The 18,114-nt window shown below is 62.8% G+C and carries 14 protein-coding genes; 5 read left to right on the top strand and 9 right to left on the bottom strand.

Translation table 11 applies throughout. The features are described from left to right. Nucleotides 1-82: 82 nt before the first annotated feature. A complete protein-coding gene (locus tag ACORQT_RS18510) occupies nt 83-421 on the bottom strand; it encodes a YegP family protein (RefSeq protein WP_033644064.1) in 339 nt (112 codons plus the stop codon). A gap of 285 nt (nt 422-706) precedes the next feature. Here ACORQT_RS18510 and ACORQT_RS18505 point away from each other — a divergent pair, with 285 nt between their 5' ends. Beyond that, the gene (locus ACORQT_RS18505; RefSeq protein WP_046687632.1) at nt 707-889 is read left to right on the top strand and encodes a hypothetical protein; all 183 of its coding nucleotides are present in this window, start codon (nt 707-709) and stop codon (nt 887-889) included. On the opposite strand, the gene baeR is transcribed toward ACORQT_RS18505, so the two are convergent. Genes baeR through ACORQT_RS18475 form a run of 6 tightly spaced genes read right to left on the bottom strand, consistent with a single transcriptional unit; the run spans nt 886 to nt 11,871 of the window. Then, nucleotides 886-1,602 carry a two-component system response regulator BaeR gene (gene baeR, locus ACORQT_RS18500; RefSeq protein ID WP_033644062.1) on the bottom strand — a complete coding sequence of 239 codons (717 nt, stop codon included), beginning with the start codon at nt 1,600-1,602 and terminating at the stop codon, nt 886-888. The genes ACORQT_RS18505 and baeR overlap by 4 nt on opposite strands. Next, nucleotides 1,602-2,984: a two-component system sensor histidine kinase BaeS gene (gene baeS, locus ACORQT_RS18495; RefSeq protein ID WP_033644061.1), complete on the bottom strand. Its 1,383-nt coding sequence runs from the start codon at nt 2,982-2,984 to the stop codon at nt 1,602-1,604. The genes baeR and baeS overlap by 1 nt, the downstream gene beginning before the upstream one ends. Further along, the gene (mdtD, locus tag ACORQT_RS18490; RefSeq protein ID WP_164106906.1) at nt 2,981-4,411 is read right to left on the bottom strand and encodes a multidrug transporter subunit MdtD; all 1,431 of its coding nucleotides are present in this window, start codon (nt 4,409-4,411) and stop codon (nt 2,981-2,983) included. The genes baeS and mdtD overlap by 4 nt, the downstream gene beginning before the upstream one ends. A 10-nt stretch (nt 4,412-4,421) precedes the next feature. Continuing rightward, a complete protein-coding gene (gene mdtC, locus ACORQT_RS18485; protein ID WP_047025608.1) occupies nt 4,422-7,502 on the bottom strand; it encodes a multidrug efflux RND transporter permease subunit MdtC in 3,081 nt (1,026 codons plus the stop codon). Further along, the gene (locus tag ACORQT_RS18480) at nt 7,499-10,618 is read right to left on the bottom strand and encodes an MdtB/MuxB family multidrug efflux RND transporter permease subunit (protein WP_444859259.1); all 3,120 of its coding nucleotides are present in this window, start codon (nt 10,616-10,618) and stop codon (nt 7,499-7,501) included. Before ACORQT_RS18480 ends, mdtC begins: the two co-directional genes overlap by 4 nt. Next, nucleotides 10,618-11,871 carry an MdtA/MuxA family multidrug efflux RND transporter periplasmic adaptor subunit gene (locus tag ACORQT_RS18475; protein WP_033644057.1) on the bottom strand — a complete coding sequence of 418 codons (1,254 nt, stop codon included), beginning with the start codon at nt 11,869-11,871 and terminating at the stop codon, nt 10,618-10,620. Before ACORQT_RS18475 ends, ACORQT_RS18480 begins: the two co-directional genes overlap by 1 nt. Nucleotides 11,872-12,140: 269 nt before the next feature. Here ACORQT_RS18475 and ACORQT_RS18470 point away from each other — a divergent pair, with 269 nt between their 5' ends. After that, nucleotides 12,141-13,094, top strand: coding sequence for an aldo/keto reductase (locus tag ACORQT_RS18470; RefSeq protein WP_240289951.1), 954 nt, complete (start codon nt 12,141-12,143; stop codon nt 13,092-13,094). Between the two features lie 61 nt (nt 13,095-13,155). Further along, on the top strand, nt 13,156-13,773 hold the full coding sequence (locus ACORQT_RS18465; protein ID WP_197752461.1) for a pyridoxamine 5'-phosphate oxidase family protein: 618 nt from the start codon (nt 13,156-13,158) through the stop codon (nt 13,771-13,773). Here ACORQT_RS18465 and ACORQT_RS18460 read toward each other — a convergent pair. Together ACORQT_RS18460 and yegD are read right to left on the bottom strand one after the other, a co-directional pair. Beyond that, nucleotides 13,770-14,336 carry a GNAT family N-acetyltransferase gene (locus ACORQT_RS18460; protein WP_033651544.1) on the bottom strand — a complete coding sequence of 189 codons (567 nt, stop codon included), beginning with the start codon at nt 14,334-14,336 and terminating at the stop codon, nt 13,770-13,772. The genes ACORQT_RS18465 and ACORQT_RS18460 overlap by 4 nt on opposite strands. Before the next feature lie 51 nt (nt 14,337-14,387). After that, nucleotides 14,388-15,740: a molecular chaperone gene (gene yegD / locus ACORQT_RS18455; RefSeq protein ID WP_033644053.1), complete on the bottom strand. Its 1,353-nt coding sequence runs from the start codon at nt 15,738-15,740 to the stop codon at nt 14,388-14,390. 271 nt (nt 15,741-16,011) lie between these two features. On the opposite strand from yegD, the gene ACORQT_RS18450 reads away from it, so the two are divergent. Together ACORQT_RS18450 and ACORQT_RS18445 are read left to right on the top strand one after the other, a co-directional pair. After that, nucleotides 16,012-17,022 (top strand): AraC family transcriptional regulator ligand-binding domain-containing protein, encoded by a 1,011-nt coding sequence (locus ACORQT_RS18450; protein ID WP_444859258.1) that lies wholly within the window; start codon nt 16,012-16,014, stop codon nt 17,020-17,022. Nucleotides 17,023-17,169: 147 nt separating this feature from the next. After that, complete coding sequence (locus ACORQT_RS18445; RefSeq protein ID WP_042785188.1) at nt 17,170-18,009, top strand: oxidoreductase; 840 nt, start codon at nt 17,170-17,172, stop codon at nt 18,007-18,009. The last annotated feature ends 105 nt before the right edge of the window (nt 18,010-18,114 follow it).

The raw sequence follows: 18,114 nt of genomic DNA, 5'->3' as shown, positions 1-18,114 counted from the left end.
TAACCGGATTTATTCAAGGGAGATTGATCCCGGTCAAACGGAAAACGCGCGATGGCGGCCACCGCGCGGGCGAAACGGGGGATCAGGCGCTCAAATCGCGAATGTCGGTGGTCGGGCCGTTTTTAATCACCGACTGGATACCGTTTTTGGCTGCGCTTTCGGAGCTGTACATTTCGCTGACGCCGATCACCTGATGGTTCTTGGCCTTCAGCACAAAGTAGGGCTGGTTGCTGGTGCTGTGCTTCAGCTCAAACTGCGCTTCATGCGGCGAATTGGTCTGCACCGAGGCGATGCCGTTCTCCGCCGACGCTTTGCTGGCGTACATCTCGCTGGCCAGAATGATCTCGCCGTTACTGGCTTTCAGGTTGAAGTGGTACTGTCCGTTCTTTGCTTTTTTCAGCTCGTAATGACCGATTGCCATGGTTCTTCTCCTGTAGGTTCCGATTCGTGATGTAAGTGTAGCCAATCGCTTGAAAATCGGTGGCTAAACCTCACAGCAGCTTAGTCGAAAAAATGCGCAATTTTTTTGCGCCGGCGCGGAGTTTTCGCCCGAGAAGCCCGGCGCCGCACGGGAAGCTAAGAGAGGGGCGGTGATTGCGCAGTGCAGTATTTGGGACGTCTAAGCCGTGTAACACTCGCGATTTCATCTTGGCGGGTTCACCTCGCAGAGATAAAATAGGGTAAATTTTGCACAGGAGCGCCAAGGATGGAAAAAATCGAACGGTCAGTAGGAAATGATAAAAGCGAGGGCAGCGATAAAGATTGGGAGCCTCTGTTGAGAATGATCGCTAACACAGCCCTACCACACGACTTCCTGCTGTCGGATGAGCGACAACAGGGTGTGGCTGACCGCGCGCCTTGGTGGAACGCGGTCGATTCTCTCCCCTAAACCCCATTCACCAGCCGGCAGGGCTCGGCTTCCCAGCGGTAACCGACGCCGTATACCGAGCGGATAAAGGATTTTTGCCCGTCGATCAGCTCCAGCTTGCGGCGCAGGTTTTTGATGTGGCTGTCGATGGTGCGGTCGGTGACCACCCGATAGTCGTCATACAGGTTGTTCAGCAGCTGCTCGCGCGAAAATACGTTGCCCGGCTGGCTGGCCAACGTTTTCAGCAGGCGGAACTCCGCCGGCGTCAGATCCAGCAACTGCCCCTGATAGCTGGCCTGGAAACGCGGTTCATCGATGTGCAGCAGGTCATCTTCCCGCGCATTCTCCTGCGGCCGATAGCTGCGGCGCAGAATGGTTTTCACCCGCGCCACCACTTCGCGCGGGCTGTAGGGTTTGCAGATGTAATCGTCGGCGCCGATCTCCAGCCCCAGCAGGCGGTCAATCTCTTCGATTTTCGCCGTCACCATCACGATCGGCACGTCGCTGAAGCGGCGCAGCTCGCGGCACACCGTCAGCCCATCGGCGCCCGGCAGCATCAGATCGAGCAAGATCAGCGCCGGCGGATGCTGGTGCACGGTCGGCACCACTTCGTTGCCGTTGGTCAGCCAACGGGTGGCGTAGCCCGCCGCCTGCAGATAATCCACCAGCAGCTGGCCCAGCTTGGGCTCATCTTCAACAATCATGATCTGCACGGGTTGATTCTGAATGTCCATCAGGGCGCCTTATTTTTTATCGGGGTAGCAAATTCTACTGTAATGCGCACGCCGCCTAAAGGCGAATGCTCGGCGCGGATTTTTCCGTCGTGCGCTTCCACGATGTTGTGGCAGATCGCCAGCCCCAAACCGGAACCGCCGCTGGCGCGGTTGCGCGAGCCTTCCGCCCGGTAGAAACGTTCGAAAATGCGCGTCAGTTGCTGATCGCTGATGCCTGGCGCGCTGTCCTGCCAGCAGAGGGATAGCCGCCCCGGCTGCAGCTCGGCACTGATTTCCAGCCGGCCGCCGGCATCGGTGTAGCGCAGGCTGTTTTCCAACAGGTTATTGAACAGTTGATTCAGGCGATCGGGATCGCCGAACAGCGGCGCCTGGGGCGGCAGATGGGTGACGATCTCCAGCCCTTTGGCGCGAAAGCGCTCGCGGAAGGCGGCGACGGCGATCTGCAGCAGATGCACGCAGTCCACCGACGATTTGCGATAGGCCAGCGCGCCGAGATCGGAGAGCGAAAGCTGGTGCAGGTCGTCGACCAGTTTGGTCAGGGTGGACACCTCGGCCTGCAGCGAGCTGAGCGACGCGGGCGTCGGCTGGCGCACGCCGTCCTGCAGCGCCTCCAGCTCGCCGCGCAGCACCGCCAACGGCGTGCGCAGTTCGTGCGACACGTCGGCCATAAAGGCGCGGCGCATCTGTTCATTTTTCTCCAGCGAGGTGGCCAACTGGTTGAAGTCGTGCGCCAGCCTGCCCAGCTCATCCTGGCTGCTGACCGCCACGCGGGCGGTGAAGTCGCCCGCCGCCAATCGATGGGTGCCCGCCACCAGGCGTTTAACCGGGGCCAGCATGCCGCGCGACAGTAGCCAGGTCACCGCCGCCGCCAGCAGGGTGGAGAGCGCGACGATGATCCAGCTGGTGCGGCGCTGCTGGCGATCGAAGTTGATGTCGGTATTGCGCGTCAGGCGTTCGACCGGGGTAGTGAGCACCCAACCGACGATCTCGTTGTTGTAGCGGATCGGGTGGCGCGGCCCCTCTTTCGGCAACGGGCCGGAATGCCCGACCAGCCGATTGAACTGGCTGTCCACCACCCAAAACTGGGTGCGCCAGCCTTTGGGCGGCAGGTTGTGGCTGCTGTCGCTGTTCTGCTCGAACGAACGCATGATTTGGTAGACCACCTGATCGTTGTTGCGCAGGAATATCCAGTTGCCATGATGGCTGTACTGCTCCTCCAGCGCTTCGCTCAGCATGTTGATGCGCTGCTCGTTACTGCTCTTGATGTAGTCGATAAAACCGCGCTCAAAGCTGACGCGCACCCCCCAGTGCATGGTGATCAACACCAGCATGCAGGTGGCGAAAATGGCCAGGAACAGCTTCCCGGTAATGCCTATCTTCATTGCAACCTCGTTGAGCCGGTGCCCGGCTCTTTGGCCAGCGTGCGGTTAGGCGCGCTATCCGCCGGCACGCGCGCGAAGGCCAGCGCGGGCAGGGCGATAATCAACGCCATACAGCAGTAGCTGTAAATAAATGCGCTGTGGATGGCCGGGCTGTCGGCCACCGCCTGGTGATGGGCGAAGCTGCCGATCAAGATGCCGGCGACGCTGACGCCGAGGCTCATCGACAGCTGCATGACCATCGACAACAGGCTGTTGCCGCTGCTGGCCAGGCGGTCCGGCAGGTCTTTCAGCGTCAGGGTATTCATCGCCGAGAAGCGCAATGCGTTGACCATCCCCTGGAAGAACAGTATCACCGGCAGCAGCCACAGCCAGCCGAGCATCGCCGCCAGCAGGAAACTCAGGCTGACCAGCGCCAGCAGCAGCGTGGCGGCCACCAGCACGTTGCGGTAGCCGAAGCGGTTGACCACCTGCACCACGATGCGCTTCATGCCCATGCTGCCGATGATCATCGGGATCATCATCAGCCCGGCGTGGAACGGCGTGAAGCCCATGCCCACCTGCAGAAACAGCGGTGTCATGAACGGCAGCATGCCGCTGCCGATGCGCCCCAGCAGACTGGCCAGCAGCCCGATCTTGTAGGTCGGGGTGCGCAGCAGCCGCAGCGAGAACAGGGCGCGGCTATTGCCGTAGGCATGCCAAACATACCCCAACAACGCCGCCGCGCCCAGCGCCACCAGGCCGGCGATGGCGCCGCCGGTCAGGCCCATGCCTTTGTGGCCGTCGAGCGCCAGCGTCAGCGACGCCATGCCGATCGCCAGCAGGAAAAAGCCGCTGAGATCGAAGCGGCGGGTCTGCATTTGGTAGTTGGGCATCAGCAGCAGCGTGGCGATGGCGCCCACGATGCCCACCGGAATATTGATCAGGAAAATCCAGTGCCAGCTGGCGTATTGCACCAGAAGTCCGCCCAGCGCCGGCCCCATCAGCGGGCCGATCTGGCCTGGCAGCGTCACGAAGGTCATCGCCGCCATGTACTGCTCGCGCGGCACGATCTTCATCACCGTCAGGCGGCCGACCGGCACCATCATCGCGCCGCCGATGCCCTGAAGCACGCGCGAGGCGATCAGCTCGTTCAGGGTTGCCGAGCGGGCGCAGAGGAGGGAGCCGAGGGTAAACAGCACAATGGCGCTGAAAAACACCCGCTGTACGCCGACCTTGTCCGCCAGCCAGCCGCTGGCCGGCAGCGTCACCGCCACCGTCAGCACATAGGCGACGATCACCGACTGCATGCGCAGCGGGTTCTCCCCCAGGCTGGCGGCCATCGAGGGCAGGGCGGTATTGACGATAGTGGTATCCAGCGTCTGCATAAAGAAGCCGAACGCCACTATCCAGAGTTGCCAACGTACCGTGGCGGCGTGTTTCATCAGCATCGGTCGGCCATTAGTGCGGCAGCGGGGCCAGCTGCTTGTTGCGGCGGAACTTCGCCTGCAGCCGGTCGAAGTAAAGATAGACCACCGGCGTGGTGTACAGCGTCAGCAGCTGGCTCATCACCAGACCGCCGGCGATGGTGATGCCGAGCGGCTGGCGCAGCTCCGCACCGTCGCCGCTGGTCAACACCAGCGGCAGCGCGCCGAACAGCGCCGCCAGCGTGGTCATCAGGATCGGCCGGAAGCGCAGCAGGCTGGCCTGGAAAATCGCCTCGCGGGCGCTGATGCCGCCGTTGCGCTGCGCCTCGAGCGCGAAGTCGACCATCATGATGGCGTTTTTCTTCACGATGCCGATCAACAGCATGATGCCGATCAGCGCGATCAGGCTGAACGGCGCGCCGAACAGCTCGAGCGCCAACAGCGCCCCCACGCCCGCGGAAGGCAGGGTGGAGAGGATGGTCAGCGGATGGATATAGCTCTCGTACAGCACGCCGAGCACGATATACACCGTGGCGATCGCCGCCAGGATCAGGAGCAGCTGCGACTTCAGGGTGTCCTGGAACACCTGGGCGGTGCCGGCGAAGGCGCCGCGCACCGTGGACGGCACGCCGAGCTGAGTCATGGTGCGCTCGACAGCGGCGGTGGCGTCCGACAGGCTGCCGCCGTCCGGCAGGTTAAAGGAGATGGTTGAGGCGGCGGACAGCCCCTGATGGTTGACCGACAGCGGCGCGTTGGCCGGTCGCCAACTGGCGAAGTAGGAGAGCGGTATCGCCTTGCCTTCGTTGTTGATGATGAACATTTTGTCCAGCGAGCTGACGTCCTGAGTGTAAGGCGGCGCCACTTCCATCACCACTTTGTATTGGTTGAGCGGTTGATAGATGGTCGAAATCTGTCGCTGGCCGAAGGCGTTGTTCAACAGGTTGTTGGCGTCGGACACCGAAATGCCGAGGCGCGCCATGGTCTCGCGATCGTAGACCAGATCCATCTCCGAGCCTTTATCCTGCTGATCCGAGTTGACGTCCGCCAGCTCGGGCAATGCCGCCAGCGCGGCGCGGATCTTCGGTTCCCAGTCGCGCAGCGCGGCGAGGTCATCCGCCAGCAGCGTATATTGGTAGCTGGCGTTGGCCTGGCGGCCGCCGACGCGGATATCCTGCACCGCCATCAAGAACAGGCTGGCGCCCGGTTCTTTGGCCAGGCGAGCGCGCAGGCGGGCGATCACTTTCTGCGCGTCGTCGCTGCGCACCGACAGCGGTTTCAGTGAGATGAACATCGAGCCGCTGTTGGTGCGCGAGCCGCCGGTAAAGCCGGTGACGTTTTCCACGTCCGGATCTTCGCGCACGATTTTCATGAAATCTTCCAGTTTGCCGCGCATCGCCTGGAACGAGATGCTCTGATCGGCCTGGATAAAGCCCATCAGGCGGCCGGTATCCTGTTCGGGGAAGAAGGTTTTCGGGATGCTGATATACAGCCAGACGTTGAGCGCAATGGTGGCGAGGAACACCGCCAGCACCCAGCGCGAGTGGCCAAGCACCCAGTTCAGCGAGCGTCCGTAACCCTGCTGCAGCGCCAGCAGCATTTTGCCGAAGCCGCGCGCGCGCCGCTGCGAACGCGCCGGCTGGTGGCGCAGCAGATAGGCGCACATCATCGGCGTGAGCGTCAGCGAGACGATCAGCGACAGCCCGATCGACACCGACAGGGTGACGGCGAATTCGCGGAACAGCCGGCCGGGCAGGCCCGCCATCAGAAGCAGCGGGATAAACACCGCCACCAGCGAAACGCTCATCGACAGCACGGTGAAACCGACTTCCCGCGCGCCCAGCAGCGCGGCGTTGATCGGTTTCATGCCGGCCTCGACGTGGCGGGAAATGTTTTCCAGCACCACGATGGCGTCGTCCACCACAAAGCCGGTGGCGATGGTCAGCGCCATCAGCGACAGGTTGTTGAGGCTGAAGCCGCACAGGTACATGGCGGCGAACGAGCCGATCAGCGACACCGGCACGGCGACCGCCGGGATCAGTGTGGCGCGGCCGGAGCGCAGGAAGATGAACACCACCAGGATCACCAGCCCGATAGCGATCGCCAGCGACTGTTCGACCTCGGCCAGCGACGCGCGAATGGTCGGCGAGCGATCCTGCGCGACGTTGAGCGAGATTGCGGCCGGAATGTTTTCCTGCAGCGCGGGCAGCTCGGCGCGAATGCGATCGACGGTTTCGATGATGTTGGCGTCCGGCGCGCGGCTGATGGCCAGAACGATCGCCGGCTTGGCGTCGGTCATCCCGGCGTTGCGCACGTCCTGCACCGAATCTTTGACCTCGGCCACGTCGCCGAGCCGCACCGCCGAACCGTTGTTGTAATGAACGATCAGCGGGCGGTAGGCGTCGGCGGTTTTCAGCGCGTCGTTGGCCTGGATTTGCCAACGTTGCTGCGGGTTTTCGACGGCGCCCTGCGGGCGGCGCACGTTGGCGTTGCTGATGGCCTGCCGCACGGCATCCAGCGAAACACCCTGATTGAACAGCGCCGAAGGGTTCAACTCTACCCGCACCGCCGGCAGCGAGCTGCCGCCCACGGAAACGTCGCCGACGCCTTCGGTCTGGCTGATCTTCTGCGCCAGCTGGGTGGACGCAAAGTCGTAAAGCTGCCCCTGGCTGTAGGTGTCCGACGTCAGCGTCAGGATCATGATCGGCGCGTCGGAAGGGTTGACCTTGCGATAGCTGGGGCGGCTCGGCATGCCGGTCGGCAACAGGCTTTGCGCGGCGTTAATCGCCGCCTGCACGTCGCGCGCGGCGCCGTTGATGTCGCGGCTGAGATCGAACTGCAAAATCACCCGGGTGCTGCCGAGCGAGCTCATCGAGGTCATTTCATTGACCCCGGCGATGCGGCCCAGCGCGCGTTCCAGCGGCGTCGCCACCGAGGAGGCCATGGTTTCCGGCGAGGCGCCCGGCAGCGACGCGCTGATCGAAATCACCGGAAAATCCACCTGCGGCAGCGGCGACACCGGCAGCAGGCGAAAACCGATCGCGCCGCTGATGGCGATGGCCAGCGTCAGCAGGGTGGTGGCCACCGGCCGGTGAATGAACAGGGCGAAGAATTTCACGGCAGCTCCTGCGTATCCGGCTGGCGATGCGTGTTGCGCGCCAGTTTGTCAAACAGCAGGTAGATCACCGGCGTGGTGAACAGCGTCAGGATCTGGCTCATGATCAGGCCGCCGACCATACAGACGCCGAGCGGATGCCGCAGCTCCGCGCCGACGCCGGTGCTGAGCATCAGCGGCAGCGCGCCGAGCAAGGCCGCCAGCGTGGTCATCAGGATCGGCCGGAAACGCAGCAGGCAGGCCTGATAAATGGCGTCGCGCGGCGATAAGCCCTGTTCGCGTTCCGCCGCCAGCGCGAAGTCGATCATCATGATGGCGTTCTTCTTCACGATGCCGATCAGCAGGATAATGCCGATGATGGCGATCACGTCCAGTTCGCTGCCGGCCAGCATCAGCGCCAGCAGCGCGCCGACCCCGGCGGTCGGCAGGGTGGAGAGGATGGTCACCGGATGAATGAAGCTTTCATACAGCACGCCCAGCACGATATACATCGCCACCACCGCCGCCAAAATCAGCCACAGCGTGCTGCCGAGCGCCGCTTGGAAGGCCAGCGTCGCGCCCTGGAATTGTGTGGTGATGTCTTTCGGCATGGCGAGATTTTTTTCCGCCTGGGTGACCGCGTCTACCGCTTCGCCGAGCGAGTAGCCGGCGGCGACGTTGAACGAGACGGTGGCCGACGGGAATTGGTCGAGGTGGTTGACCGACAGCGGGCCGAACCGTTCTTCGATTTTGGCGATGGCGCTCAGCGGCACCACGGCGCCGTCCTTGCCGCTCAGACGGATCTCATTGAGCGCCGCCAGCCCCGGCGTCGCGCTGACGTCGTGCTCCAGCACCACCCGGTATTGATTGGCCTGGGTGTAGATGGTGGAGATCAGACGTTGGCCGAAGGCGTTGTACAGCGCATTGTCCACGTCACTCATGGTGACGCCGAGGCGCGAGGCCGAATCGCGATCGACGTTGACGTAGGCGACCAGCCCCTGATCCTGCCAATCGCTGGTGACGTCCGCCAGCTGCGGGGTGCGCTTCAGCTCATCCATCAGCTGCGGCACCCACAGGCTGAGATCGTCCAGCGACATCGCCTGCAGGGTGAACTGGTACTGGGTGCGGCTGACCTGGGTATCGATGGTCAGATCCTGCACCGGCTGCAGGTACAGCTTCACGCCGGGGAACTGCGCCGTTTGCTGCTGCAACCGGCTGATGATCGCCGGAATGCGGTCGCTGCGTTCGCTCAGCGGCTTCAGGTTGATCTGCAGCCGGCCGCTGTTGAGCGTGGCGTTGCTGCCGTCGACGCCGACGAACGAGGTCAGGCTCTCCACCGCCGGATCTTTGAGGATCTGCGCCGCGACCTGCTGCTGGCGCTCGGCCATATTGCTGAACGAAACGCTCTGCGGCGCCTCCAGCGTGCCCTGAATGATGCCGTTGTCCTGCACCGGGAAGAAGCCTTTCGGGATCAGCAGGTACAGCAACACCGTCAGCGCCAGGGTGCCCACGGCCACGCCGAGCGTCAGCCAGGGGTGGTTAAGCACCGTTTTCAGCCACTGGCCGTATCGCGCGATCACGCGCTCGAAAAAGCGCTCAGAGGCGGCGGAGAAGCGGTTCTGCTTGCGCAGCGATTCGTGGCTGAGCATGCGGGCGCACATCATCGGCGTCAGCGTCAGCGATACCACGGCGGAGATCAAAATCGCCACCGCCAGCGTCACGGCGAACTCGCGGAACAGGCGGCCGACGATGTCGCCCATGAACAGCAGCGGGATCAGCACCGCCACCAGCGAGAAGGTCAGCGAGATGATGGTGAAGCCGATCTCGCCAGCCCCTTTCAGCGCGGCGTCGAGCGGTTTTTCCCCTTTCTCGATGTAGCGCGAGATGTTCTCGATCACCACGATGGCGTCATCCACCACGAAACCGGTGGCGATGGTTAATGCCATCAGCGTCAGGTTATTGATGGAGAAGCCGAGGAAATACATGGCGGCGAAGGTGCCGACCAGCGACAGCGGCACCGCCACGCTGGGGATAATGGTCGCCGGCACGTTGCGCAGGAACACGTAGATCACCATTACCACCAGCGCGATCGCCAGCAGCAGCTCGAACTGCACGTCGCTGACCGAGGCGCGGATGGTGGTGGTGCGATCGGTCAACACCTTGACGTCGACCGACTTGGGCAGGCTTTTAATCAGCGTCGGCAGCATTTCGCGGATGCTGTCGGCGGTGGTGATGACGTTGACGCCGGGCTGGCGCTGAATGTTCAGCACGATCGCCTGTTGCTGGTTGGCCCAGGCCGCCTGTCGGGTATTTTCCGCCCCTTGTTCGATGGTGGCGATATCCTGCAGGCGGATCGCCGCGCCGTTCTGATAGGCGACGATCAGCTGGCGATAGTCGTCGGCGGATTTCATTTGGTCGTTGGCGGACAGGGTGACCGAGCGGGTCGGGCCGTCCAGGCTGCCTTTCGCCGAGTTGACGTTGGCGTTGCTGATGGCGGTGCGGATGGTTTCGCTGTTCAGACCATAGGCGGCGACCGCCGCGGCGTTCAGTTTTACACGCACCGCCGGGCGTTGGCCGCCGGCCAGGGTCACCAGGCCGACGCCGGTCACCTGAGAGATTTTCTGCGCCACGCGCGTCTCCACCATGTCTTCCACCTGCGTCATCGGCATGGCGGTGGAGGTGACGGCCAGCGTCAGGATCGGCGGATCGGCCGGGTTAACCTTGCTGTAAATCGGCGGGTAGGGCAGATCGTTCGGCAGCAGGTTGGTGGCGGCGTTGATCGCCGCCTGCACTTCCTGCTCCGCGACGTCGAGCGGCAGCGCCAGCTGGAATTGCAGCGTCACCACCGAGGCGCCGCCGGAGCTTTGCGACGCCATTTGCTTCAGGCCGGACATCTGGCCGAACTGGCGTTCCAGCGGCGCGGTAATGGCGGAGGTGACCACGTCCGGGCTGGCGCCGGGATACAGCGTCACCACCTGGATGGTCGGGTAGTCCACTTCCGGCAACGCGGAAACCGGCAGCGCGCGATAGCCGATGATCCCCGCCAGCAGTATCGCCACCATCAGCAGGGTGGTGGCGACCGGGCGCAGGATAAACAGGCGGGAAGGGCCGCCGCCGCGGGTCGGTGGCATCACCTGCATCAGGACTTCCTCTGAACGTCAGGTTCGCGCTTGGCTTTTGACGCCGCAGGCGCGTCGTTCGGCGCCAGCACTTCCACCTGCATGCCTTCGGTCAGGCGATCGATGCCGTCGGTCACCACCCGATCGCCGGCGTTGAGGCCGGCGCTGATCACCACCTGCCGGCTATCCTGCACGCCGGCGGTGACCCGGTGTTTGCTGACCTTGTTGTCTTCGCTGAGCGTCCAGACGAAGTTGCCTTCGTTGCCCATCTGCAGCGCGGCGGTCGGGATCACCACCGCATCGTGCAGGGTATCCACCTGCAGCCGCGCGTTGACGAACTGGTTGGGGAACAGCGCGTCGTCTTCGTTGGCGAAGCGCGCTTTCAGCTTGATGGTGCCGGTGGCGGTATCAATTTGGTTGTCCAGGCTCAGCAGCGAACCGGTCGTCAGCTTGTTCTGGTTGGTGCGATCCCAGGCTTCGACGCTCACCGGCCCGGCTTTTTGCGCCTTGAGCAGATCGGCGATGTTGCCTTCGGGCAGCGTGAACACCACGTCGATCGGGTGCGTCTGCGTGATCACCACCAAACCGGTGGTGCTGCCGCTGGTGACGTAGTTGCCGACGTCGACCAGTTTCAACCCGACGCGGCCGTCGATTGGCGCAGTGATGCGGCTGTAGGTGATCTGCAGTTTGGCGCTGTCGACCGCGCCCTGATCGGCTTTGATGGCGCCTTCGGTTTGCTGCACCAGCGAGGCCTGCGTATCCAGCTCTTGACGGGAAACCAGATTGGTTTTCACCAATTGCTGGTAGCGCGCCAGATCGCGCCGGGCGTTGGCCAGCGTGGCCTGATCTTTCGCCAACTGCCCCTGCGCCTGGGTCAGTTGCACCTGGAACGGCCGGGGATCGATTTCTGCCAGCAGATCGCCGGCTTTGACCTGCTGGCCTTCGGTAAAGTGGATCGCCATCAGTTGGCCGTCGACCCGGCTGGTGACGGTGACGGTATTGGCGGCGGTGGCGGTGCCCAAGCCGGAAAGATAGCGCGGCACCGTCTGTTGCGTGGCCGTCGCGGCCTGCACCGGCGACATCGGCGCGCCGCGCCGCCCGCCCGCCGCGCGACCGGCCCCCGCTTTGCCGCCGGCCTGCTGCGCGCCCGGGGCCGTGCCGGCCGGCGGTTGAGCGGCGTTAAAATAACGCCAGGCGAAGACGGCGGCGATGACCAGGATGGCCGCAACCAGCAGGCGCGGCATCAGGGAACGGCGTTGGGGTTTTGCATTCATGGCGGCGAAAATTCTCTCCAAAAGGCAGGGGGGCGGGCACTCATTGCCACAAAAATGACACTCCTTACAGGATACTAGTTTAGCCAGCGGGGACGGCATAAAAATGAAGGAAATATGGAGGAACCGTCAGCATTGTCCTAATAAGTGGGTGATTTGAGCGTGCTATGTTTATAAGTGATTGGTTTCAGCTTATAGCCAATCCGTTTTAGCGTTCTATCCTGGTTGGCGCTAATAATTAACCCGCGAATCTTTTCCCACAGGAGCAGGTGATGAGCAACAGAGAATTGGGCCGCTCAGGCATTCAGGTGCCGGCGTTGACCTTTGGCGGCAATGTGTTCGGTTGGACGGCGGATCAAGCGACCTCGTTCAGCCTGCTGGATGCGCTGGTGGACAATCAGCTCAACTTTATCGATACCGCCGACGTTTATTCCAGCTGGGCGCCGGGCAACCGGGGCGGCGAATCGGAAACCGTCATCGGCGAATGGCTGAAGAAGAGCGGCAAGCGCGACAAGGTGATCATCGCCACCAAGGTGGGCAAACCGATGGGCGAAGGCAAACAGGGTCTGTCGCCGCGCTATATTCAGCAGGCGGTGGAAGATTCGCTGCGGCGCCTGCAAACCGATTATATCGATCTTTATCAGTCGCATGACGATGACCGCGATACGCCGTTGGAAGAGACGCTGGCGGCGTTCGATGCGTTGATTAAGGCCGGCAAGGTGCGGGCGATCGGCGCCTCCAACTATCAGGCGGATCGCCTGGAAGAAGCGCTGCGGGTGAGCGAGAGCAACGGATTGGCGCGCTACGAAACCCTGCAGCCGGAATACAATCTGTATGCGCGCGAAGGGTATGAAGCCGAGCTGGAGGGGGTGGCGCAGCGCCATGGCCTCGGGGTGATCAACTTCTTCGCGCTGGCCAGCGGCTTTCTGACCGGCAAATACCGCAGCAAAGCAGATGAGGGCAAAAGTCAGCGCGGCGATCGCATCGTCGAACGCTACCTGAACCCGCGCGGTTTCCGCATCCTGGCGGCGCTGGATCAGGTGGCGGGCAAACACGGCGTCTCTGCGGCGCAGGTCTCGCTGGCCTGGCTGATCGCGCGCCCGAGCATCACCGCGCCGATCGTCAGCGCCACCTCGTTGTCGCAGCTGGATGAGTTGGTCAGCGCCACGCGTCTGACGCTGGATGCGGACGACATTCAGACGCTGAACCACGCCAGCGCCGAGTAAGAGCCGCCGGCGATTTTGCTCTATGCTGAAGGGGTCAATATGACTCATTCAGGAAACTGCAATGTCTGGCGATATCATCAACGACCTCGCGGCGCTGGAACAGCTGTACGGCAAGCCTGCCGCGCCCTCGGTTTTTAAAGAAGTCAGCTACATCCACCCGGCGTACCGTCCGTTTATCGAGGCGGCGCCGTTCGCCGCCCTCTCGACGGTGGGGCCGGACGGCATGGACGTCTCGCCGCGCGGCGATCCGGCCGGTTTCATTCATATCGAAGACGAGAAAACCCTGCTGTTGCCGGATCGGCGCGGCAATAACCGCATCGATAGCCTGCGCAATATCCTGCACGACAACCGGGTGGCGCTGCTGCTGCTGATCCCCGGCATCGGCGAAACGCTGCGGATTAACGGGCGGGCGGAGATCGTGGTGGCGCCGGCGGTGTTGCAGCGCTTCGCCCACCGCAACCAGCTGCCGCGTTCGGTGCTGCGCATTCGGGTGGAGGCGGTGTTCTTCCAGTGCAGCCGGGCGATCTTGCGTTCGGGGTTATGGGAAGAGGCCAGCCGCCTGCAGCGTTCGGCGCTGCCCAGCCCCGGCCATATTTTGGCCGCGGTGAGCCAAACGCGCTTCGACGGTGAGGAGTACGACAGCGCGCTGCCGCAGCGACTGAAGGATACGCTGTATTAATCGCCGTGGCGTTCGCGCCACGTTTGTCGATTCAGCCGGTACAAGACGTGCTTTTGCAGCGGATGGCCCGCCGGCAGACGCGGGTGCAGGAAGGTTTCGCCGTCGAAGCGCATACCGATGCGCGTCATCACCCGGCGCGACGGCTGGTTATCTTCGGCGGTGAAGGACACCACTTCCGGCAAATGCAGCGTGTCGAAGGCGCACGCCAGCGCGGCGCGCGCCGCCTCAGCGGCGTAGCCGTTGCCCCAGTGGGCCGCCGCCAGCCGCCAGCCGATCTCCACGCAGGGGGAGCAAGGCAGATCGTCGCCCGGCCGCGCCAGCCCGACAAAACCGATAAAAGGCGCGCCGCTTTTCACTTCCACCGCCCACAGCCCCCAGCCGTGCTGTTGCAGGAAAGCGCGGATGCGTTCGGCCTGCGCGCGGCTTTCCTCGGCCGTCATCGTCGCCGGGAAATAGCGCATGACCTGCGGATCGGCGTTGAGCGCGGCGAAGGCCGGCAGGTCGTCGTCGCGCCAGGGGCGCAGCCGCAGCCTGGCGCTGTCGAGGGTAAGGATGGTCGACATGATGCATAGCCTCCAATGAACAAGGGCGCGGCGAGCCGCGCCCGCGGGCTGTCAACGGAACAGCGTTTGCGCCCAGCGCGCCAGCCCGGCGGTGACCGAGCCGAAGTCATTGCCGCCGACGATCGGAATGCCCGGCAGCTGTTGTTGCAGCGCGGCGCGCAGCAGCGGCGAACGCGCGCTGCCGCCGGTCAGGTAGATCACCTGCGGCGCGGTCTGGCTGCTGGCCAGCGCGGCGCTGACCTGCTCCTGAATGCGCATCAACGGCTGCGAGATGGCGTCGGCGAGCTGATCCTGGCTGATGTTCTCCGCCAGATCGGCCTGCACGAAATTGAGCGGCGCGCTGATGGCCGTTTGGCCGGACAGGGCGATCTTACTCTCTTCGGCCGCCCGCACCAATCGGTAGCTCAGGCGCTGCTGGTACACTTTCAGCAGGCGCTTGACCTTTTCCGGCTCTGCCGCGTCGAGGATCAGATCGCGCAGCACGCGGCCGTTGGCGGCGCTGTAGAAATCGTTTTGCGCCGGCACGTCGTTGGTCGCCACCGCGTTCCAGTAAGGTAGCGCCGGCAGGGCGATGCCTTTCGCGGTTTCGCCGCCCAGGCCGAACAGCGGCATCAGCTGCTTGAAGGCCAGCATGATGTCCAGATCGTTACCGCCGACCCGGCAGCCGCTGTGGCCCAGCAGGCTCTGCTGGCGATCGGCGCGGTTGCGCCACTGCGGCCCCATCAGCAGCACCGAGCAGTCGGTGGTGCCGCCGCCGATGTCCACCACCAGCACGGTTTGCTCTTCGCTAAGCGTCGCTTCGAAGTCCAGCCCCGCCGCCACCGGCTCGAACTGGAATTCAATGTCCTTGAAACCGGCGCGTTCGGCGGCGCGTTGCAGAATGCCCTGCGCCTGCCGGTTGGCTTCGTCGCCGCCGATGCCCTGGAAGTTGATCGGCCGGCCGATCACCGCCTGATCGATGCCGGTTTGCAGCACATTTTCCGCCTGGCGTTTGATGTGGAACATCATGGCGCACACCAGGTCTTCGAACAGCGCGATCTGCTGTGGTTTCAGGCCGTTGGCGCCGAGGAAGGACTTCGGCGAGCGCACGAAATACACCTCTTCCGGATCTTCCATATAGTGCGCCAGCGCCTGCAGGCCGAACAGCACGCTGTCGCCGTTGACCGGAATGTCTTCTTCGCGGTTGTAACTGATGGCGCGGCGCAGCAGCTGCTGGTTTTCTTCGCTGCCGGTCGGGATCTGCCAATGGCGGTGCAGGCATTCGCTCACCGCTTCGCGGGTCGGCGCGCACAGCATCGAAGGCAGATAGGGCGCGTTGTTTTCCAGCGTCAACAGCTCGGGGCCGTGGTCGCGCATCACTGCAACGGAACAGTTGGCTGTCCCGTAATCGAATCCAATAAACATCTCTTTTTTGTCCCCATGCCAATGAAGGGGGGCGACTTTACCCGAGACGGGGCCGGCGGGCAATGCGCCAATGCGCGAGTGTCGAAAAATTTAGCGGGCGCGGCGGCGTGCGCGAACTTTCTCAGTGCGGATAACGCTCAAGCCGCAGCAATGGCACAGTCGGCTATGAAAATGGCGTGCTTCGCCCATCAAGACGCACGCCATTTCTTTATACTCAACAGGTATTCCGAGCGGGGAATGCCTTTCCCTATGACTCTGTGATGAGGATTTCATGACGCGCAACTCGACCTTTCTCATGAATATCGGCTGGAGAACCCTGCTGAAAGATCTGGGGCTCCAGCCGACGGATGTTTTACGCCGGGCTGCATTGCCTGAAGATCTGTTGTCACGCACCGCTGAAGGGATCACTACGGAAGAATATTTCCGCTTCTGGCGCGCGATGGAGGAAGGAACGGGCGACCCGTTGTTTCCGTTGAAAATCGTTGAGCTGATGTCAACGGAATCGTTTGACCCTCCGATATTCGCCGCCCTGTGCAGCGCCAATCTGGCGCAAGCTGTCCAGCGGTTAGCGAAATACAAGCAACTTACGGCGCCGATGAGCCTGGAGCTCGCCATCGGCCCTGAAGGCGAAATGACGATTTTACCCCGCTGGCTGTTGGCGGAGGAGGCAGTACCGGCGTCTTTGCTGGTGGCTGAGCTGGCATTTTATGTTCGGCTGGCGCAGCTTGCCACGCGCGAACCGGTAAAAGCGCGCCGTATCACCTTGCCTGAACTGCCGCCTGCAGCCCTTTCACGCCCCTTGGCAGCCTTCTTCGGCTGCGCGGTAACGCCTGGGGCAGGGCCGGGCATTACTTTCTCCTCCGCAGATGCCTTGCGTCCCTTTTTGACAGTGAATGAGGGCATGTGGCGCGTTTTCGAACCCGAGCTGCGTCGTCGCCTCAGTGAACTGGACGCCACGGCAACCACCGGAGAGCGCGTTTGTGCGGTGCTGCTGGAGTTGATTCCCAGCAATACCGCCGGCATCGATGCGGTGGCGGCAAGATTGGGCATGAGCCGCCGGACGCTGCAGCGGCGTCTGGAAGATGAGGGCGAGAGTTTTCGTTCGCTGAGCAACGGCACCCGGGAAAAATTGGCGCGCCACTATCTTAAGCATTCGACCCTTACCAGCGGAGAGATTGCCTTTTTGCTCGGTTTTGAAGAGCCGAACTCTTTCTTCCGCGCCTTTCACGAATGGACAGGGCAAACGCCGGAAGCGGCTCGCCAGGCGATGCGGCTGAATTAGCCGAGAGGCGCTGTTCACATTGGCGCATTCTGCGAGTTGATTGGCGCGGTTCGACATGGTTGCGGCAGGGCCCGCCGCTTAAAGTGGACAACATACAGACTGCGCAGGCAGTCGCCAACGCAATCATCCTAATAAGGAGCAGTCAGTATGAAGTCCAAAGTGATCCTGGTGACCGGCGCCTCGTCCGGTATTGGCGAAGCCACCGCCGTCACGTTAAAGCAGCGCGGGCATACCGTTTATGCGGCCGCCCGCCGGGTTGAACGCATGCAGGCTCTGGCTGCCGCCGGCATTCGCGTTTTGCCGTTGGACGTCACCGACGATGCTTCCATGGCGCAGGCGGTAAAGACCATCATCGCCGAAACGGGGCGTATCGATGTGTTGGTCAATAACGCCGGTTACGGCTCCTATGGCGCTATTGAAGACGTTTCTGCGGATGAGGCTCGCGCTCAATTTGATGTGAATGTGTTCGGTGCGGTTCGGCTGACGCAGCTGATTTTGCCGCACATGCGAGCGCAGCGCTCCGGCACCGTCATCAATATTACGTCGATGGGCGGGAAAATACATACGCCGCTGGGCGGATGGTATCACGGCACCAAATTCGCCTTGGAGGCCATCAGCGACTGTTTGCGCATGGAGGTACAACCTTTCGGCATCGACGTCGTGGTGATCGAACCCGGCGGCATCCAGAGTGAATGGGCGGATATCGCCGCGGAAAAACTGATCGGCGTTTCCGGCCAGAGCGAGTACGCCGCTCAGGCTCACGCTGTCGCCCACGCCATGGTCAGCGACGCCAGCAAGAAACGGCAATCGCCGCCGAGCGTGATTGCCGATACGATCGCCAAAGCCGTCGTCGCCCATCGTCCGAAAACGCGCTATGCCGTGGGGTTTGGCGCGAAACCGCTGATTTTTCTGCGGCGCTTGTTGTCCGATCGCGCCTTCGATGGGCTGATGCGCCGGGCATTGGGGGTACCGCGCCAGGGGCAATAAGTCGTCGGGCAGCGGGGCTTTATGTCGGTGGCGGTGAAAATGGTGCGTCTGAACGCTGTTCAGACGCATAATCATTAAAGACAATCGCTAATCTGGACGGTGGGA

Origin of the sequence: Serratia sp. (in: enterobacteria), from assembly GCF_052400455.1 — a bacterium.
Taxonomy (GTDB): Bacteria; Pseudomonadota; Gammaproteobacteria; order Enterobacterales; family Enterobacteriaceae; genus Serratia; species Serratia ureilytica.
The sequence above is the reverse complement of the archived record's forward strand: the minus strand, read 5'-3'. Positions and strand labels throughout refer to the sequence as shown.